11 protein-coding genes are annotated in these 19,738 nt (G+C 66.1%); 5 read left to right on the top strand and 6 right to left on the bottom strand.

The genetic code is table 11. The annotated features are described in order from the left end of the window. Nucleotides 1-63 precede the first annotated feature (63 nt). The 5 genes from PDM29_RS06765 to PDM29_RS06785 all read left to right on the top strand — a co-directional run bounded on the left by PDM29_RS06765 (nucleotide 64) and on the right by PDM29_RS06785 (nucleotide 5,714). On the top strand, nucleotides 64-1,749 hold the full coding sequence (locus PDM29_RS06765; RefSeq protein WP_311193100.1) for an Hsp70 family protein: 1,686 nt from the start codon (nucleotides 64-66) through the stop codon (nucleotides 1,747-1,749). Further along, nucleotides 1,746-3,284 (top strand): hypothetical protein, encoded by a 1,539-nt coding sequence (locus tag PDM29_RS06770; protein WP_311193101.1) that lies wholly within the window; start codon nucleotides 1,746-1,748, stop codon nucleotides 3,282-3,284. Before PDM29_RS06765 ends, PDM29_RS06770 begins: the two co-directional genes overlap by 4 nt. A gap of 4 nt (nucleotides 3,285-3,288) precedes the next feature. Further along, nucleotides 3,289-3,420, top strand: a complete 132-nt coding sequence (locus PDM29_RS06775) for a hypothetical protein (RefSeq protein WP_311193102.1) — start codon at nucleotides 3,289-3,291, stop codon at nucleotides 3,418-3,420. A gap of 114 nt (nucleotides 3,421-3,534) precedes the next feature. Beyond that, nucleotides 3,535-4,608, top strand: coding sequence for a hypothetical protein (locus tag PDM29_RS06780; protein ID WP_311193103.1), 1,074 nt, complete (start codon nucleotides 3,535-3,537; stop codon nucleotides 4,606-4,608). Between the two features lie 164 nt (nucleotides 4,609-4,772). Further along, on the top strand, nucleotides 4,773-5,714 hold the full coding sequence (locus tag PDM29_RS06785) for an LAPAL motif-containing putative phage structural protein (RefSeq protein ID WP_311193104.1): 942 nt from the start codon (nucleotides 4,773-4,775) through the stop codon (nucleotides 5,712-5,714). A 40-nt stretch (nucleotides 5,715-5,754) separates the two neighbouring features. Here the strand turns inward: PDM29_RS06785 and PDM29_RS06790 are convergent, their stop codons facing one another. The 6 genes from PDM29_RS06790 to PDM29_RS06815 form a co-directional block, all read right to left on the bottom strand. After that, the gene (locus tag PDM29_RS06790; protein WP_311193105.1) at nucleotides 5,755-6,048 is read right to left on the bottom strand and encodes a hypothetical protein; all 294 of its coding nucleotides are present in this window, start codon (nucleotides 6,046-6,048) and stop codon (nucleotides 5,755-5,757) included. A 628-nt stretch (nucleotides 6,049-6,676) separates the two neighbouring features. Further along, nucleotides 6,677-10,522, bottom strand: a complete 3,846-nt coding sequence (locus tag PDM29_RS06795; protein WP_311193106.1) for a translocation/assembly module TamB domain-containing protein — start codon at nucleotides 10,520-10,522, stop codon at nucleotides 6,677-6,679. Continuing rightward, nucleotides 10,519-12,303, bottom strand: a complete 1,785-nt coding sequence (locus PDM29_RS06800) for an autotransporter assembly complex protein TamA (protein ID WP_311193107.1) — start codon at nucleotides 12,301-12,303, stop codon at nucleotides 10,519-10,521. Before PDM29_RS06800 ends, PDM29_RS06795 begins: the two co-directional genes overlap by 4 nt. Nucleotides 12,304-12,379: 76 nt before the next feature. Then, nucleotides 12,380-12,886, bottom strand: coding sequence for a hypothetical protein (locus PDM29_RS06805; protein ID WP_311193108.1), 507 nt, complete (start codon nucleotides 12,884-12,886; stop codon nucleotides 12,380-12,382). Between the two features lie 7 nt (nucleotides 12,887-12,893). Beyond that, the gene (locus PDM29_RS06810; protein ID WP_311193109.1) at nucleotides 12,894-13,955 is read right to left on the bottom strand and encodes a hypothetical protein; all 1,062 of its coding nucleotides are present in this window, start codon (nucleotides 13,953-13,955) and stop codon (nucleotides 12,894-12,896) included. Between the two features lie 45 nt (nucleotides 13,956-14,000). Continuing rightward, on the bottom strand, nucleotides 14,001-19,619 hold the full coding sequence (locus tag PDM29_RS06815) for a hypothetical protein (protein ID WP_311193110.1): 5,619 nt from the start codon (nucleotides 19,617-19,619) through the stop codon (nucleotides 14,001-14,003). Between the last annotated feature and the right edge of the window lie 119 nt (nucleotides 19,620-19,738).

Raw genomic sequence — 19,738 nt, forward strand, 5'->3', positions numbered from 1 at the left:
CGGCCAATGGTCAGGGGCGTCAGGGGCTGGCTAGAATCACCCTTCGAGCAAGGGGGATTGCAGATGATCGTAGGGATAGATCTCGGTACCACGCATTCGTTGATCGGCGTGCACCGGGCCCAGGGAGGGGAGCTGTTCCCCAATGCACATGGCGACCTGCTGACCCCGTCGGTGGTCAGCCTGGACGGCGATACCGTGCTGGTCGGCAAGGCCGCGCAGGAGCGGCTGGTCAGCCACCCGCAGCACACCGTGGCGCACTTCAAGCGCTGGATGGGCAGCGACCGCGAGGTCCGCCTGGGCGGCCGCGCGTTCCGCGCCGAGGAGCTGTCCGCACTGGTGCTGCGCTCGCTGCTGGCCGATGCCGAAGCCGCGCTGGGGCAGAAGATCGAGGAAGCGGTGATCAGCGTGCCGGCGTACTTCTCCGACGCGCAGCGCAAGGCCACCCGCGCCGCCGGCGAGCTGGCCGGCATCCGGGTCGAGCGCCTGATCAACGAACCCACCGCCGCCGCGCTCGCCTACGGGCTGCAGCAGCGCGACGAGGAGGGCCGGGTGCTGGTGCTGGACCTGGGCGGCGGTACCTTCGACGTGTCGATCCTGGAATTGTTCGAGGGCGTGATCGAAGTGCACGCCAGTGCCGGCGACAACTTCCTCGGCGGCGAGGACTTCCTGCAGGTGCTGGTGGATGCCTTCCACACCGACCAGGGCCTGGACAGCAAGGCACTGGCGGCACCGGAACAGGCCCAGCTGCTGCGCCGCCTGGAGCAGTTCAAGCGCGAGCTTAGTTCGCAGGGCGACTGCACGCTGCAGATGACCCTGGCCAACCGCGAGTTCAACTGGACGCTGGACGAAGCGCGTTACGCACAACTGTGCGAGCCGCTGCTGCAGCGCATGCGCGGCCCGATTGAACGCGCCATCCGTGACGCGCGGATCAAGCCGGAAGCACTGGATGACATCGTGCTGGTGGGTGGCGCGGTGCGCATGCCGATGATCAGCCGCCTGGTCACGCGCATGTTCGGCCGCCTGCCGTTACGCCACATCCACCCCGACCAGGCGATCGCGCTGGGCGCGACCGTGGCCGCCGGCCTGAAGAGCCGCGACCAGACCCTGGAAGAGATCGTGCTGACCGACGTGTGCCCGTACACGCTGGGCACCCAGGTCTCGCGGCGCGGCCCGGATGGCGGCGAGCGCGCCGGCTATTTCCACCCGATCATCCAGCGCAACAGCGTGGTGCCGGTAAGCCGTGAGGATCGGTTCTTCCCGGTCCGCGACGACCAGCGCGAAGTGGTCATCGACGTCTACCAGGGCGAGAGCCCGACCGTGGACAAGAACATCAAGCTGGGTGAACTGCGTATTCCGCTGGCACGTGGCAAGGCCTCCGAGAAGGGCCTGACCACGCGCTTCACCTACGACGTGAACGGTCTGCTGCAGGTGGAAGTCACCGAGGATGCCAGCGGCAAGCGCTATGAGCTGGTGCTGGAACAGAACCCGGGGCTGCTGTCGCCGGAGGAAATCCAGTCGCGCCTGCAGGCGCTGCAGGGGTTGAAGATCCACCCCCGCGACGTGCAGCAGAACGTGGCCGTGCTGGCGCGTGCCGAGCGGCTGTATGAAGAGTTCATTGATCAGCGCGAACTGGTCCAGCACTGGCTGCAGCAGTTCCGCCATGTACTGGACAGCCAGGACCTGGCACGCATCGAGAAGCACCGCGGCGAGCTGCTGGAGGCGATGGACGCGCTGGAACGCGACGCGTGAGCTGGGGCCACGCCGAACTGGAGCTGGACGAGGACGCCGACGAACGCGCGGTAAAGCGCGCGTATGCCAAGCGGCTGCGTACCACGCGGCCGGATGAGGATCCGGCAGGGTTCCAGCAGCTGCATGAGGCGTATCAGGCGGCGCTGGCCTACGCGAAGTATCGGGGGCAGTGGGACGAGGACGACGGCGAGCAGGACGACAGCGAGAACGCTGATGACGCTGCGCCTGCCCCGCCGGCCATGGACGTACTCCCAGTTGAGTTGCCTGAGCCACAGGCACCGGCAGCAGAACGTGTGGCTTCGGCCCCGTTCGTCGCCGGGCTGCGTCCGCTCGAACCGGAGTCCGACGAACTGAGGCAGCACGACCCGGTACTACCGGTCGGTACTGATCCCGTGCCCACCGAGGCTGCGCCGGCGCGCCCGGCGATGCGGGTGTCCGAACCGGTGCCTGCGCCGTTGGACGTGAACGCCTTCGCCCAGCGCGTGCTCACCACGGCTGCAGAATCTGCGCCGGCCAGCTTCGAGCGCTGGCTGGAGCTGCGCCCGGAGCTGTGGTCGCTGGGCGACAAGCCGAGAATCGGCCACGTCGTGCTGCAGCGCGTGCTGAGCGAGGAGCTGCCGATCCAGGCCGCCAACTTCGACCTGCTGGCCGAGTGCTTCCGCTGGAACGAAGTGGGCAGCGGGCTGGACCCGTACGACGCCCACGACTGCCGCGCGCGACTGCATCGCCATTGGCTGCTGCAGCCACGCAACCGCGTGGATCTGGCCGGATTCCTGCACAGCAGCGACACGCCCGTTACCGAGGCCGAAGCACGCGAGCGCATGCAGCGCCTCACCCGCCCCTGGCACCACATGCAGGCCTTGTGGGACGCCTGGCTGCCACGCCGGGTGGACGCGATGCGCGAAACCCTCGCCAAGCTGGGCGTGGACAGCCCCGACCAGGCGCTGCCGCCGCTGCGTCCGCAGCAGGTGGCGTTCTGGCTGGCACTCGCCCAGCGCGGTCAGGTCAACGCGCCGCGCATGCAGTTGGCGCTGCTGCGCAGCGCCTGCGCTGCCAGTGCGCTGATGGTGTTCATGCTGCTGCTGGGCGTGATCACCAGCAGCACCAACACCGGTGGCAGTGCCTTCATCGTTGGCGGCTTCTGGGGCGCACTGGCACTGCTGACCGGCGGTGCCCTGCTGCTGCCGATGGTGGCACTGGTGCGCTGGCAGATTTCAGATGAGCGACCGAAGCAGAGGTGGCAGGTGGCACGCCTGCTGCTGATTCCATTGCTGGCGATTACCGCGTTTCTGCTGATTCACGCTGCGGAAGCGCGACTGGCCGGCAGCATTCTCGCGTGGGCGACGATGGCACTGGCGCTGGTGCGCTGGTGGCGGCGCGCCGGCTACCAGTTCCAGTTCAACGGCTGGCTGCTGCTGGCGCTGTGGCCGTTCCTGAAGCTGGGCGGGCTGGCATTGATGTTCGGCGAGGTTGCGCTGGGCATCGCGCTGCTGGGCTGGACCGTGGATGCGGTGACCCAGGTGGCGAGGCAGTGATCGGATGAGCTGGGGCCTTGAGTGGTTGGGACTGGACGCGGGTGCCGATGAGCGCGCGATCAAGCGGGCCTATGCGCAGCGGTTGCGTCACACGCGACCAGACGAAGACCCCGAGGCGTTCCAGCTGCTGCACTAGGCGTACAGAGCCGCGCTGGCTGCCATTGCGCACGAAAGTAATTCCGGCGCACCAGTACGGTCCACGGAACCGGCTCAGTACGGGTCTGTCAGCGAATCGCTGGATGTCACGGCCGTGGCCCAGCGCATTGCCGGGCAAGCCGCTGCGCTGGATGCCCGCGAGCTGGATGCATGGCTGCAGGCACTGCCCGAACTGTGGTCACTGGACGACAAGCCCCGCATAGGCGTTGCGGTGTTCTCGACCATTGAGATGCGCGAGTTGCGGCTGGCACCCAGCATGTTCGACTGCCTGAGCCTGTGCTTTGGCTGGGACGATCTCAACAGTCCGCTGTGGCAGGAGGACGTGGAGCGGGTGCGGCGGCGCTGTGAGCAGTCCTGGCTGTTGTCTCCAGACGGTGAGCAGGCGCTGGCCCGTCGCTACATTGCCCAGACCGACGGCATGCTGATGCCGGAGGGCAGCGTGCTGCGGTCGATGCGGCAGCCGCGGCCACGTTGGCGGAATCGGCTGACTGCCTTGATTCCTGGGCGCGCCTCCGAGGCCGTTGGCCTGTTGAGCGCGCTGGAATACTGGTACACGCGACAGACCCCGCCCGGCCTGGACCCGGACCAGGTAGCCTTCTGGGCGCGATTTGGTACCCGCCCTCGCCTGCACACCCTGTACAACGGTGCGCGCGTCTGCCTGGCAGGTCTGGTGCTCGGGCTCCTCTGCACCTGGGGCGTGGTCAGCAGCTGGCCACTACCGCCCTCCGAAGGCGGGTGGTTCAGCGGTCCGCAGAAGGCGGTGGTGATCATTCTGGGCGCAACGCTTTTCGGTCCACTGCTTTGGGCCGCCGGCGTCTCCTGGCGGGCACTGGTGCACTGGCAGTTGGCCTGGCAGCCAAACAGTCCAATCCTGGGGTGGCTGTGGAAGCTGGTGGTGCCGCTGCTGGTGCTGATCAGCATGGCGGTGGTATGGCTGGGCCTGCGCTGGACCGACGGCATGCCATGGGGCGCACTCAGCGTTACGTGGCTGATCAGCGCCCTCACCCTGCACCTCGCGTGGGCGCGGCGGATGCATCGGCAGGACACCCCGTCTCAGGATAGCGCCGGTGATGCGTTGAGCCTGCTCGGTGCCACCTTACTGCTGGTGCCCGCCTGGGGCGCTGCATTGCTGTGCTGGTGGATGGACCTGCGCGACGACCGAGCGTAGAGCCGGGCTTGCCCGGCTGCGCATCATCGTTCTGGAGGCAGTCGTGTGCGAGATGCGTGTCAGACCGCGTACATCGCGTTCGGGGTGATCGCGACGTTCGCTCTAGGGTCGATGTCACCCGGGTGATTACACTCCGCCGCAACGGATCATCCTGCAGTACGGATATGGATCAACACGCACGCTTCCACCTCGTATACGACGGCCCCGCCCTGGTACAGCACCAGATGGAGGTGCGCGCCCTCGCCCCTGCCCTGCTCGCAATGGGTGAACTCGTCGAGCGCGCCAATGAACTGGTCAATGGCAGTCAGGCCAGGATCACGCTGAATGTCCATGCCTCGTTCAAGACGGGCTCCTTCGGCATCGACCTGGAGCTGGCGCAGTCGCTCTGGCAGAAGGCACTGGATTTTGCCAATGGCAGCTCGGCCACGGGCGTACTGAATCTAGTGGGCCTGCTGGGCATCGGAACATCCGCCGGCGTCGGCCTGGTGCAGGTCATTTCCTGGCTCCGCGGTCGCGGCGTAGATCGCATCGAGCCCCTTGGCGAGCGCAGATCGCGCCTGCACGTCGAGGGGGAGTACCTGGACATTGAAGCGCCCGTCCTTTTGCTTCTGGAGGACTACCGCGTGCGTAGAGCACTTGAGGGCATCATCGCTGAGCCGCTGCGCAACGAAGGCATCGACTGCGTCGCCGTGGTGGATCACCAGGTCCAGCATGTACTCGTGTCGATCGAACGCGCTGAGGCGGTGTACTTCAAAGCGCCCAGCCCGGAAGACGAGACGCTGCAGAGCAACGAGTACGTCGGCACCTTGCAGGTACTGACCCTCGCGTTTCAGGATGGCAACAAGTGGCGCTTCACCGAAGGCGGCGGCGTTACCTACTATGCCGTTGTGCAGGATGAAGGCTTCCTCAGCCGGATTCACCTTAACCAGGTGAAGTTCGCCAAGGACGACATCATCAAGGCGCGTATCCGACGCACCCAGCGCATCACCAAAGACGGATTGAAGGCCGATTACGAGGTGCTGGAGGTTCTGGAGCATCGCAGCGCCTCGCCCAAGGTTCAGCTGCGCATGAACTTTGCAGGCAACAGTCGCACGCCATCAACGTGAATCCCCGCATGCGTCCACGCAGGGATTCACAGGCGTAAGTTCATCGGCAGACCATCGCGATGCTGCCCGCCGGGCCTTGGCGGTCGCGCACATAAGTGACGGCTACGATCGGCTCACGTGTAGAAAGCAGGATGTAACCGGGGCCGGCTTCCACTTTGACACGGGTGCCCGGTTCAATACCCGCGCGTGATATCCACATTCCACGCAGCTTGATGCAGGGAATCAACGGGTCGTCGGGTTGGCGCTCCACACCGTCGTGGTGCAGCGTGTGGACCTGGATGCTGCGCGGGGTGTGCCAGTGGAAGGTGATGCGGGGTTTTTCTTTCTTTTGCATGATTGACCTCTCATAGAGACTCTTCCCCGCCGGGATGGCGGGGAAGCCGGGAGGCTGAAAGCCGTCTGCGTACGCACGGCGTGACGTATTTCCGCGAGGGTGTTGTATTGCGCCACCCTCCCGGCATTGTCTTGCTTACATACGCAGTTAGAGCTTTCAGACTCTTGGGCCAACCATGCAACAGACGCAACGATAGCGGATGTAGGAATTTTTGCGTGATGTTGGCGGGGTGCGCGGCGGTTTTTGGCGACGTGACGTGATTGGTTTGCGGAGCGACGTCACGCGTTGTAACGCGGGGAATTTCAGGTTTTGGCGAGTGTCGCAACCGGGTTGGGTTCGGTTGCGGAGAGCCAGGTTCGCAGGGTTTCGCGGTGGCGCGATTGGCGTGTTTTTGCCGGAGGAGCGCGGTTTCGATCCGGGGTCATGCGTTACCGGATGTGGGGTGTTTCCGTGCCGTCGTCTGTCGACCGACGCTACCATTCCACCAGTCCAACATTTCGAGCGAACCCATCGTCGCAGAGATGTCGGCGTAGTGACACGCCATGCGTGTCAGCGGGATGCCCGAACGTGGCAATGACACGCATGGCGTGTCACTACGCGCCCCCTCTAAGCCGTCGGAGGCGCGATGTTATTTCTCGCGCCGCCAGTTCAGGGAGCCTCGGTTTTCCACCGTGCTCGATTCGAGTTCGAGGTCGAAGCCGCGGCGTAGCAGGTACTTCAGCGTGAGCACCGAGCCGCTGCCGACCATCGAGACGCCGTAGCCGATGTACAGCTTGGGCGAGATGTACTTGCCGAAGCCGATCACCGAACCGCCCAGCGCGCGCGACTGGCTTACGCCCGCATCGTCCAGCCCCAGCTTCGCGCCCAGCTGCGAGGCCAGCAGGCCACTGCCCGCCGACAGCGCCGCCGAAGCCGCCGTCACCTGCTGGGTCTGGTCGCTGCTCGCATTGGTCAGGCTGCGGCCCAGCACCAGGTACGCCAACGCTTCAGACTGCGACATCGCCGGTTCCGACCACACGTCCACGCGCGGCGACTGCGCGCGCCCGGTCACATCGATGCCCGCCGTCACATCGCCAATCCGGCGCTCCGCGCGGATGTTGATGCGCGGGTCGCTGACCGCGTTGTAGTTCCAGTTGAGGTTGCCGCGTGTAATCGTCAGATCCTGCCCGTACGCCTTGTAGCGCCCGCGCACTTCCAGCGCACCGTTCGCCGTCATCTCCCGGCCCGGGCGCGCCCACACCTGCATCTTGCCGCCCAGCCCGCCCTTCAGGCCGAAGCCGGCCATGTTGACCTTGTCGCCCAGGCTCACGGTCAGGTCCATGTCCAGCGGCGAGGTCGGCCCTTCCTCCGGGTCCGCCGGGTCCAGCACCACCACGTCTTCCGAAACCGAGGTGCCGCGATCCAGGCGCTCCAGGTCCAGGTCTGCCTCCGGCACATGCACCGTGCCGCGCAGCTCCATCGCCGTCTGGGCCAAGGTGAAGTTCAGATCCGGATTGGCCACGATCCGCAGTTCCGGCGTGTTCGACAGCAGCACGTTCTCGCCGTGGATATGCAATTGCAACGGCTGTGCATCGCCGAACCACGACAGGCCGCCATCCACGAACAAGGTGCCCTTGCCCGAGTTCGCCTGCGCGGTAATTTTCGCCGAACCATCCGGCTGCGCCACGAAGCTGCCCGAGCCCTGATCGAACGTCAGCCCCAGCGCCGGGAACTCACCCTTGAAGTTGCTCAGCTTGGCCTCGCCACCCAGCGACGGCTGCCCACGCGTGCCGCGCAGGCTGACGTGACCTTCAATCAAACCGGTCGGTCGCACGATGTCCGGCGAGAACAGCTCCAGCCAGTACAGCCGCGACATGTTGAGGTACAGCTCGCCGTTCAGCGGCGCGCTGGCCTCCCAGCCGGTCTGGAACTTCGCATCCACGAAGCCGTTGCCCTGGAAGCCCACGCCCAGCTTGCCGACGATCTGCGCCGGGGTCATCTCCACGCTGGCCGAGAACTGGTCATACCGCACCAGCTCGCCACGCGCGTTGTCGCCCAGGCGGATGCCGCCTTCCATCGAGGCAATGCGCGCGTTGCCTTCCCACGCGTTGCCGCGCGGACGGATGCGGCCATCCAAGGTGATTTCGCCACGCAGATGGATGCGCCGACCCGACTGCGGCGGCAGCCACGGCTGCACCAGCGCCAGCGGCAACGCGTCACCGCGCACCACCAGCCCGTCACGCGGCCAGTTGGCGCTGGCGCACAGCGCGCCGCCGGTGGCCGCACCCAGGCAGGTGTCGCTCAACGTGAAGTTGCTGCCCTGCACCGTGAACGTCGCCGGGCCGCGCAGGTTCCAGGCATCGCCCTTGATCGGCGCGATGTTCAACTGCGAAAGATCGCCCCGCCACGCGTTGCCTTGCTGACGCACGCCACCCTGCAGTGCCACCGCGCCCAGTTCGTTGCGCGCCTGCGCATCCAGCCGCAGGTTCGAGACACTGCCGCGTGCGTTGACGCTGAGCGTGTCCAGCAGCATGCCCACCTGCACCGCCGTGCCCTGCAGCGCCAGCGTGCCGTTGTCGCCCTGCCACGGCAGGCGGCCCTTGATGCTGAGCGATTCGGCGCTGTAGTCGCCGTAGCGCAGGCCATTGCCGACCAGATCGGCGGTGATGTCCGGCGCGGTACGCGGCCCGCGCACCTGCACCGACCCGCGCAGGGTGCCGCTGTTGCCGGGCAGCAGGTCATCCAGCTGCACCGGGTCCAGCTGCGCCTGCACGTCCAGGCGGTCGCCCACGCTGCCCTTGGCGGTCAGGCGGCTGTTGCCCACCGCCAACCGCACATCGCCCTCGCCCTGCGTGCCGCGGATCGCGAAGCGGCCCTGCGCGTCCACCGATCGGCTGCGCAGCGTGCCTTTGATCCCGGGCACGTCCACGGTGGCTTCATAGGTCGGCGCAGTGCCGGGTGCGCTGCCGGCCGGCGGCGGCACCTGCCGGCCCTTGGAGGCCAGCGAACCGGACAGACGCCCATCCCAGCCCGGCACGAAGTAACCGGGATCGAAAGCGGCCAGCTTGGCGGCCACGTCCCAGTCCAGCTGCGGTGCCCAGGCCACCTGACCGGTCGCATCCAGCGTGCCGCCCGGGGTTTTGGCCTGCAGCTGCTTGATCTGTGCGGCCTGGTCGCTGCCGCGGATGTCGAACTGCAGGTCCGCGCTCTGCTGCTCGCGCTCGACCGAGGCCTCGCCCACCGCCGCCCATTGCTTCAGGGTACCGGCGAGGCCCATGCGCGCTTCTTTCAGCGTCACCGGCACCGGCGCGGCCGCACCGGGCGTGGTCGGGTCCGCCGCCGGCACGTAGGTGAGGTCGTTGGCGACGATGGAGAAGCGCAGGCTGGCGTTCTCGCGGTCGGTGAAATCAGCCTTGCCCTGCAGCCGTGCCTGCCCGCCAAAGCCCTTGATCACCAGCGGCGACACGGTCAGCACCTGGTCGGCCAGACCCACGTTGGAGGGGGCCAGTTCGACCACCAGGTCGCCCTGCTGCACGCGGCCCTGCAGGTGCGCCTGTCCGCCTTTGCCGTTGGCCTGGAAGTCCAGCGACAGCGGCGTGCTGGTGCCGGCATCCATGCCCGGAACCAGCAGCGCGAGGTCCAGTGCCTTGCTCTTCGCGCTGGCCTTCCACACCGGGTCGTCGCGGCCTTCGAAGATCAGACTGGCCTGCAGCGGCTCCGGCGCGTAGCCGGCCAGCGCCACCTCCATCCGCCCCAGATTGCCACGCGCCACCAGCCCCAGCCGGGCCGGCGTGCGGCCACGCGGGGCCGGCATCAGCGCGCTCACGGTGATGTCGGTGGAGTAGTCATTGCGCGGCACATAGCGACCATCGACACGGAAATCGCCCATGTCGCTGTCCACCACCAACTGCTTGGCGCGGAACTCGCCGTTGGCCATTTCCAGCCCGCCGCGCACCTTGTCGATGTCGATCAGCGGTTCGCCGGCCTGGGTGATGCGGAAGCCGTCGATGGTGATGGTGTCGACCTGGATCGCCAGCGGCATTTCAATCTGCGGCAGCGACTCCGGCCACGACGGCATTTCGAACGGCTCGTCGCTCTTGGCCAGGTTCAGGCTGGCATCGGTGAGCTGCAGCGCGTCCAGCTGCAGCTTGCGGCCCAGCAGCGGGCGCAGGTCGGGGTCGAGGTAGGCGCGCTTGGCGGTGAAGTGGATATCGTCGTAACGGAAGTCCAGGTCGTGCAGCACCAGCGGACCGGCCAGCGGACCGTCGACCTTGCTCCACTGCAGGGTGGCACCGACCGGCAGGCGTGCCATCACCTGCGCCAGCAGCACGTCGCGCCCGGCCACGGTCTGCAGCAGCCAGTACAGCAGCAGCAGGAACAGCAGGCCCAGGCCCAGCGCGGTGAAGCCCGACCATGCCCAGAAGCGCCGCTTGCGGTAGAAGCGCACGCGCGGCGCGGCGATCTTGTTCTGCGGGGCGGGTGTGGGCGTGCTCACAGGTCCGCTCCGATGTTCAGGTACAGCTGGAACTGCGAATCCGGGTTGTTCAGGCCGTGCGCGATATCCACCCGCACCGGGCCCACCGGCGACTTCCAGCGCACGCCGAAGCCAACACCGGTATGCAGGTCGATGGTGTTGTCGAAGGCACTACCGGTGTCCACGAACACCGCCGCGCCCCACGGGCCGCCGTTGAAGTAGTGCTCGTACTCGGCCGAACCGACCACCAGGTTCTTCGCGCCCAGCGCGTACTTGTCCGGTTCCGGGGTACGTGGACCCACTTCGCGGAACGCATAGCCGCGGATGCTGCGGTCGCCGCCGGCGAAGAAGCGCAGGCTGGGTGGCATCGCGACCAGGTCACTGGTCCAGGTGGTGCCACCTTCGCCGCGCAGGATCAGGCGGTTGCTGTCGCCGATCGGGATGTACCAACGCAGCAGCACGTTGGCCTGCACGAAGCTGGTATCCGAGCCCGCGCCCTCGACGCCGCCGCGCACCGTGGCGCTGCCACTCAGGCCCTTGCGCGGGAACAGGTTGTCGTCAACGTTGACGTAGTCGGCGACCAGCTGCGGATACACCAGGGTGGAGGTGTTGTAGATCGCGTTGGTGAACTCGGTGCCGGAGGCATAGCGCCAGCGTTCGCGCAACGCGTTGACCGAGGCGATCAGGGTCCAGTTCTCATTGAGCTGGCCGCTACGGCTGCCGATCAGTTTAAAGTTGCGCAGGTCGATGTAGTCGGTCTGCTCGTCGTACGCGCTCGCGGTGAGCCCGTACCAGCCATCCAGCCAGCGGAATGCCGGCACCCGGTAGCTGACCACCAGACTCTTGCGCTTCTGCGCATAGTCCAGCTGGGTGTTCATCTTATGGCCGCGGTTGTTGAGGAAGCGGCGCTCGATACCGCCGCGCACACCCGCCCCGCTCTCGCTGCCGTAGCTGACACCGGCGGTGTAGATGGTGCGCTTGGCGCGGGTGAGGTTCACGTCCACCGGCACGTTGCCGTTGTCGTCGGCCTGGTCCGGGCGTGGCTGGATGTCGATGGTGCTGAAATAGTCCAGCTTGGTCAGTGACTCGCGCAGACGGTCCAGCTTGCCTTCGTGGTAGTAGCTGCCGGTGTCCCAGTAGACCAGCGGGTCGAACAGCTTGTCGACGAAGTAGTCCTGGTTGAAGCGGATTTCGCCCATGTTGTAGCGGCGGCCGCTGTCCCAGGTGAGGTCGATGTCGGCGACGTTCTCGGCACGGGTGATCTCGACCCGGCGCTCGGTGTAGTCGGCATCGAAGTAGCCGCGCTCGGCCAGCCGGCGGGTGATGACGATCTTGCTGGCTTCGTAGGTGGTGTGCTCGAAGCGCTGGCCCTTGCGCGGTCGGAAGTTCTCCAGGTCGTCCTGCAGGTACTGGTCCAGCTGGGCCGGGCCGGTGATGTCGATGTGCTCGCGGCGCACCACGGTGGCCGGGCCCTTCTCGACATGGATGACCACGCGCAGGGTGTCGCCTTCACGCGGGCTTTCCACGGTGATCTTCGGGTTGTAGTACCCGAACGGCTCCAACGCCTGCCGGGTCTGGCGCTCGGCCTGCGACAGCAGGTACTCCAGGCGCGACTCGCCCTGCACCTGGCCGATGGTGTCGTACAGCGACAGCGAGACCTCGATGTTCTCGATCATCTCGGCGTCGTCGCCCTTGTCCAATCCCTTGATGTCCACCTTCTCGATGGTGCCGCGCGCGTGCGCCGCCGAGGCGGCGAACAGGGCCAGCACCATCAGGGGGAGGGCGTATTTCGTTGGCTGCATGCCAACAGGATAGCGGGAACGGGCTGAAAGCGAAGCCCGTCCCGCTCTCCATTACGGCAGAAGCATCACACGGCGTTCACAACATGTGCCGGTAGTTCTCAAGTTCCGCCTTGAGTTCCAGCCAGCTCTTCGCCGACGACACAAAGATGTCATACGGTCCACCGCTGGTCATGCCGGATTCTATACAGATCGAGAAGTACTCCGATCCGCAGAATGCAAAGTAGCAATCGCCGACCCCTTGGCAATCCAGGAACCCAAACACCACCACGCCCGGCCGTAGGGCCAGGTTGACCAGCCCGGGTTCAACGCCATCAGCTTGCCATGCGGTGGATACCTGGCGTTGGACCGGGCCGGTGTCTTCTCCCTCGAGGAAACCCTGCTCCAGCAGCTCGCCCAAGTTCCTTGTCAACTGGGCAGCAGTCAGATCATGGCTTCCGGGGCGGCAGTCAGCGAGCAACAGCGCGCCCCCCTGCAATGACAGCAACACTTCGTGAGGCGGCCCGCACGGGGCCGGCGCAGATGCGCCGGCGCTGCTGGAGGGCGTGGTGCCCGATTGCGGCGGAGTAGCTTTTTCAGCGTGCATGTCGGGCTCAAATCTCCATGTCATCTTCTGGCACCCACAAGCGGGCAGCAGGCGGCTGAGGCGGATTTCGCTTGAGCTCGGCATCCACCCATTGAGCGACGTCGGGCTTCAACAGCTCCGCCTCCGCCATTGTGCGCATTTCGCTTTCGGAGATGCCAGCGCTCTCCCAGCTGTCACGGTTCTTGTTGGTGATCACCTTCACCTTCTCCCCGTTCAGCCACTGCTTGCGGTGCGCGTTGTCGTCGAACACGAAGAAGAAGTGGAACTTCACGTTCGGCATGAACGCCATGAGCTCTTCCGCGCGGCGCTGGCAGCTGCGGCGGCACAGGTCCATGTCCGATGCGAGGTAGACCGTACCTGTCAGTTCAGTGATCGGCCCCTTGGCCGCCCCCCACAACCGGCTCGACAGCGCTGGAATTTTCGCGGTCAGTGCGTTGAACCACGCATCCATCCACTTGCCTTCACTGCAGGAACGAATCTGGTAGACACGGTATTCGCCTTCGCGCAGCGACTTGGCGTTGCTGGGAAGAAGTGCCGAGTCACCCAGGATCGATCGCAGGTTGGGTGAGTAGCTTGCCGTGTCGAGCTTCAGCACCTCGTCGCGGTCGAGTTCGTACACAGGCACCTTGGTCTTCGTACCCGGACGGGTGACCCGCAGATCACCCTCCTTCAGCGTGATCTTCTTTGATGCCTGGTTGGGTTCGGCGTAGCGGCCAATGATCGGCGACAAGTCCGCACCCATTGCGTACTCCTCGCGATACAGGTTGGAGAACGTCGGATTGCCAACTGCCTGCTCTTCCGGCAGGAACACCCGTCGCACCGGTGCGCCTTCCAGCAATCCACTTGAACCGATAAGTGGGCGCGGATTGCCGCTGACCGCTGTCGCCTCCAGCGGGAAACTGCTGGGAAGCTCTAGTGGCTCATCGTGGAAAGTCAGATCCTGCATCTTGTAGCTGGCAACATTCATGATGTCCAAACTCTTCAGATTTCCGAAGGGCTTGCGCTCAAGCTCCCGCAGCCGCGCGAGTGAATCATCATCCAGGGTCAGCTTCTGCTTCTTCAGATCCATGGCACGCTTGGCCAGATCCTTGTACTCCTTCTCTTCAATGGCCAGCTAGTCGTGCTCATGGGTCATTCTCCTGTGCACACCGTCCAACACCCGCGTCAGATCGTCGCGCTGATTGACGTCATCGGCAGAAAGCGTGATTGCCGATGGCGGGGAGCAGTCTGTTCCCCGCTTCACCCTGTTGCCCTTGACAGGCAGGGCGCAGGCGGAGGTTGTAGCCACCAGCGGCGTACGCTTCATGTGCTCGACGACCGCAGCACGCAGAGCCGCTGGACTGCCCAGCGCGCGGCGTTCCGACGGCGTCAGCTCGTCGAAGATTGCCTCCTCCCAGCTCACAACCTCTTCGCCGCCTCCTTCCACTGGTCGCCGCACGTTACCGTCCGCAGTGAAGGTGATGCTACGTGCATTTTCCTTGCCATCAGCACTGCCGAAGCTCAGCACATAGCCCTTGCCGGTGGCGTCTTCGGTAACACGCCAGTTGCGGTCGGGCACACTCTGCTGCAGATGCCCACGCAGCTCCTGCGCCTGCGACAGTGATCGAATCCGGCCGCTCAGCACCGATTGGCGCTGCTGACGACGTGAGCGCTGGGCCAGCACGTCGGCGACCTTGGCCGAAGTGCTGCCTGGGAACACCCAGGACTGCGCCAGCTTAGACAACTGGGTGTCGCCGTCGGTCAGCGACTCAGCCTCTGCCTTGGTCAGCTCCGGGTAGTGCTTGCTGAGGTTGTCAGCGGCAGTGGGCAGGCGATGCTGCACGGTCAGCCAGCGCTTCCACGACAGCAGGCTCTGTTCCTTGTTGGCCGCGATGGTCCGCACGATCTCTTCGCGCACGGCCTTGATCAGTACCGAACGTTCGCTGCCAGCCGGAAGATTCAGGCGCTGCTCCAGCGCCACCTGATCGGCCGCATCCACCAGCGCTTCCAGGCTGGGAAGCTGCCGGGCCTCGGGTACTTCGACCATCATGCCCACCGGGCCCTTGCCGAAGCGCGCGCCGCGATTCCATTCGCCCAGTTCCTGCGAGTACGTTTCCACGCTCTTGCCGTTACCCAACTTCGGGCTGTCGGCCCAGGCGCGCATGATCATTGCCTCGTCGCCGGGCAGGCCCAGGGTCGACGGGTCGTCAATGATCATCTTGAGCCGTTCCTGCATGTTCAGGTCGCGGATGACCTCGTGCATGTCGGCCGACGGCTTCATGCCTGGCGCGCGTACGCCGAAGACAGCTTCAATTTCATCGATCTTCTCTGCAGGCAGGGTGCCGGCTTCGGGTACCTTGCTGATCCAATCCGGCTTTTCCACCGTCTTGGGGCTGGTGGTGCCCAGCCCGGCGGGTCGCTTCTCCATCCGCTGCAGCTGACCCTCGCGCAACTGCACTGGTGGGCCGGCTTGTTCGGCGTTGTCGGACATGTGCAGACGCAGGACGTTGTCGTTCTCGTCACGGTGGACCCGCACGAAGTCCTGGCCCTGCCGGACGTACTGGTTGCCGCCCTGACCGTAGAGCGTGTTCGGGCCGAACTGCTGCTTCAGCATCGGCAGACCGACCTCGCGCAGGCTCTGCGAGGAGCTGACGAACGCCGGATTGACCTGCCCCTCATCCGTGAACGCCGCCGCCTGACGACGCCAGTGCGCCAGCGCATCGACCGCTTCGCTGACGCTCGACAGCCCGCGTCGCCCCAACTGGAACATCGCCATCGGAATGGCAGTGATGCCGACCGCATCCAGGGCATCGGCAATCCCGCTTCCGAACTCAGTGATGGCCCTGTCGGTGTCACCTCGTTCGAGCGCGTCCATGCCGCGGCGGATGCCATCGGCCACCAGAGCCAGCGTGCTGCTCACACACAGCGCCACCGCGGTGCCGCCGGACGCGATCGTGCAGCTCACCGCTGCCGCGACCGAGGCGAAGATCGTCATCGCCTCGGTGAAGCGTTCCAGCTGGCTGACGGTCATTTCATCCACGTCGGCCAGGCGCGCATCGATGAACGACTTGGCCGCCTGCAATGGCCCACGGGTGGCGACGAAGGTCAGCGGCAGACCGCGCGCGGCGCGCTTGCTGCGGAACACCGTCTCCAGGTCGTCGTGATAGCGCTGGGCGGTGCGTGCCTTCACGTAGGCCTCGGCTTCCGGACGCTGCAGCCAGTTGCGCAGCGCGGCCTCGTCCATCAACTGGTCGCCGGCCTCGGTGCCGACCAGGAAGGTGAAGGTGCGGCCATTGGCCTTCAGTGCCCACACCCCGTTGACGGGATGATCCTTGAGCGCGGCCACCTGCAGCGACGAAGCCCGTGTGTGGGTCGGCTCCAGCTGTGCGTGCGCCGCCTTCAGCGCGGCGTAGTCGGCGGGGTTCAGGCTGCCCTGCGCTTGCGCCTGCTCAATCATCCACAGGGTGTGCACGCGGATCTGGTCGGCCACGGTGGTGTGCAGGCCATTGGTGGTCTGGTGGGCCAGGTCCTTCAGATGGGTGACATAGGCGGTGGCCAGCCGGTTGCTGTCGGCCAGGTCGTCCAGCACGACGCAGATCGCGCGACGCGCATCCTCGTCCAGCAGTTGTCGGGTAAACGCGTTGTCGACCGCACCGTCCGCCGTGTACGCGGTGATGTCCGTAGCCCACAGGTCTTCACTCGACGGCCATGGACCGCTGTCGTGACGCTGGTTGGGCAGACCACCTTCGATGCCAGGCAAGTCTGCGAGATTGTCCGGCAGCACCGGACGCGGCAACCCGTGCTGCTGCCAGCCGCTCACAGCAAAGTCGGTCAGGCTCATGCGCACACCGTTCACCGACAGCTGGATGTGGTCGGGGTTGAAGTTGTCCGCGTCCACAGTCACCCCGGCCAGCTTCAGCGCTTTGACCAGGTCGTGGCTCACTTCGGGGCGGGCGTGGTCCTGCAGCGTCTGCATGTCTTCGCGCAGATAGCGCGCATGCGCCTCATCGGCGGCCGCGTTGGCCAGACCCACGGCACTCCAGCGCAGGCGGTTGCTGTCCAGTTCCTGCTGTACCTGGCGCTGGGCGAAGTCCAGGCGCGTATCGGCCCAGTCGGTCAGGGCGTGCCCGGCGCTGCTCACCGGCTGGAAGTCCAGCACGAAGCTGTCGCCGGCGTTCCACGACTCCGGGCCTCGCTTGCCGGCCTGATGGTAGGTCTGCCGCTTTTCCCAGGCGCGGACCTGTTCCTGCACCTGGGCACGCTGCGCCGGCGGTGCGGCCGCAATGACGTCGCTGGCAATGGTGGGATTGACCGCGCCATTGACCACGTACAGTTCACTGCGCGCGCGGTTGGCATCCAGGAACTGGCGGAACGCAGCCTCGTCACCGAAGGTCTGGAACTGCGCCAGGTCGGGGCGATACAGCACCACCTGACCGTTGAGCGCGTCATCGGCGCTGGCGCTGCGCAGCACCAGGTAGTTGGGAACCACGAAGGACACCCGGGTGCCGTCGGCCAGCACGTCCTGATAGGTCAACGCGGCGCTTTCCACGTCCTGCGCGCCCTGCAGGTAGCCGAGCACGATGTCGGCCCCACGCAGCGGCGTATTGCCGCCGCTGCCCAGCGCACCCTGGGCCTTGGCCTTCACCGCATCCACCACCATGCGCGCGCGCAGCGCCTTGAGCAGCGGCGGTCGCAGCGCTTCACTGCGCTGCTCGACCTGCCGCTGCAGCTGCTGGCAGCCGTTGCTGTGGATGAAGCCCTTCAGCAGTTCTTCCTGCTCGGCGGAAAGTGGCTGTCCGTCGCGGCTGATGCGCAGGCCCGGCGGTATTTCGCCGGCGCGCAGCAGGCAGTACTCCAGCAGCGGCATGTCCTGGGCGACAGTGACGCCGGCGACCACCGTGGTGCCCAGGTTGACGCGCAGGTTGGCACCGCCTGCGTTGTATCCGGCTGCCTTCAGCGCTTCGTCCAGGGCGGTTTGCGGCATCGACGCCAGCGCGGCCAGCGCCGGCTCCAGTTCGCGCAGCACGTGCAGCTGGTTGACCACCAGTTCCTGTTCGGATGCGGGCAGTCGCGACAGCCATTGCCAGCCCTCGACGGTGGCAATGTCCTTGGCGACTGCGAGCGCCCAGACCTGCATCGAACGCAGGTCTTCGGTCACGCTGGCGTCGGCCAGCAGCTGATCGCCCTGCTCGTCGGTGATGCCCAGGGCGCTGTCTTCGTGTGACGTGGTGCCAGGGCCATCGGTGGCGGAAACGCTGCGGCGCACGCGTGCGTTGCCGGGCAACTCGGGCGTACCCAGCAACACGTCCACACCGGTGCCCCAGACACCGTCGACCGAGACCACGCCGTTGGCCAGCTGATCAGCCAGTTCAAGTGTCGTCGGCGGCGGGGCGTCGCTGCTCCAACGGTCGTAGATCAACTTGCCTGCTGCAACAGCGGCACTGCCGACCACGGCGGTGGCTGCAGCACGCAGCGGGTGCTTTCTCAGGCCCTGGCCTACGCCTGCGAACAGCGATGTTGCGAAGCCTCCCGGGGCTGTATCGCTGTCGTCGACGTCGCCGAGCAGAGCGGTGCTGGAAGGATCGACTGCGCGCCTCGCATCGGCAGCACCGCCCAGCTCCATCATCTCGATACCGGCATCTTCCTGCGCCACCCGCTGGAACTGGCCCAGCGTGGTGATGCTTGAAGCCAGTGTCGCCGCGCTCGAGGCCAGCCATCCCATCCAGCCGGCTACGCCCGCGGCTTCGGGCCGTGCAGCCGGCGATGCAGCGGCGTCGAGGTCAAGAATGGGCGGGGCGGAAATCGGCCCTGCTGTGGCGAGTGAAGCAGGTGCTGCGAATCCTTGAATGTCCGTCGGTGCGGACCGCTGCTGCGGCTCAGCCAGGGCCGACAATGCCGGACGGTCAAAGCCAGGGACGTGGTTGTTCCACCGAGACTGCGCGGTGCTGCCTGCGTCGGGCGCAACACATGGCGCTTTCCCGGGCTGGAACTCGCGATTGCAGTCGGCTACATAGACCTTCATTCTGGCCCGCCACTCACGCAGGGCCGCGTGGTTGAGATCACGGACCCCGATCTCGACCGTCTCGTCACGTAGTGCCAGTGCAGTCGTCTCCGGTGCGGCAAACAGCTTCGCCCCCAAGCCGCCAAGGCTGACCACCTGCTGCCAGTGCTTGGGCAGGTCGGCAATGAAGCGGGCCAGCCCCTGCAGCTGCCCGGTGGCGGACGGCAGCCGGCTCTGCAGGTGCCACAGCAGTACGGCGGCGGCAATCGCGCCACCCACCTCCTGGATGTCCAGATCCGGCAGCAGGTCGTCGTCTGACTGCTGCAGCCACTGCTGCAGCGCTTCCAGCTGAGTGCGCAGCGCCAGCGGCAGCAGGCGCACGAGCGATTCCATCGTGTCGCTCTCGCGCAGACTCGGCAGCAGCGCAACGAGCGTGGGGAGGGTTCGGACAATTTCGTTCCAGCTGCCGTGGTACAGCGCCTGGGCAACGTGCGCGGCAGCCGCCGCACTGCCGACGCCGGGCACCCGCGCCGCCATGCGCCAGCCCATGCGGCCCACTGCCGCGTTGGTGATGTTCAGGAACAGGTCTTTGAGCGTGGTCAGGTCGTGACCTCGGTCGGCAATGGCCTGTTCGAAGGCCGTGCAGACCGCTGCGCGTGCCTGGCTGTCGGGTGCTTCGCGTAGACCGGTGATCAACGTCTCAATCAGCTGGGGGGCCTCGTCCGCACCGCTCGTGATGAGCGCCGAGAGCACGGCGTGTTCGCGCTCGGTCAGGGCAAACGCGGCTTCTGGACGGGGCGCGGGAACCGCGCGTGGGTGGTTCTGAAGCTTCAGCAGCGACGCGGATGAGGAGGAGGCAACGGGCTCATCAC

The organism is Stenotrophomonas oahuensis, from assembly GCF_031834595.1.
Taxonomy (GTDB): Bacteria; Pseudomonadota; Gammaproteobacteria; order Xanthomonadales; family Xanthomonadaceae; genus Stenotrophomonas; species Stenotrophomonas oahuensis.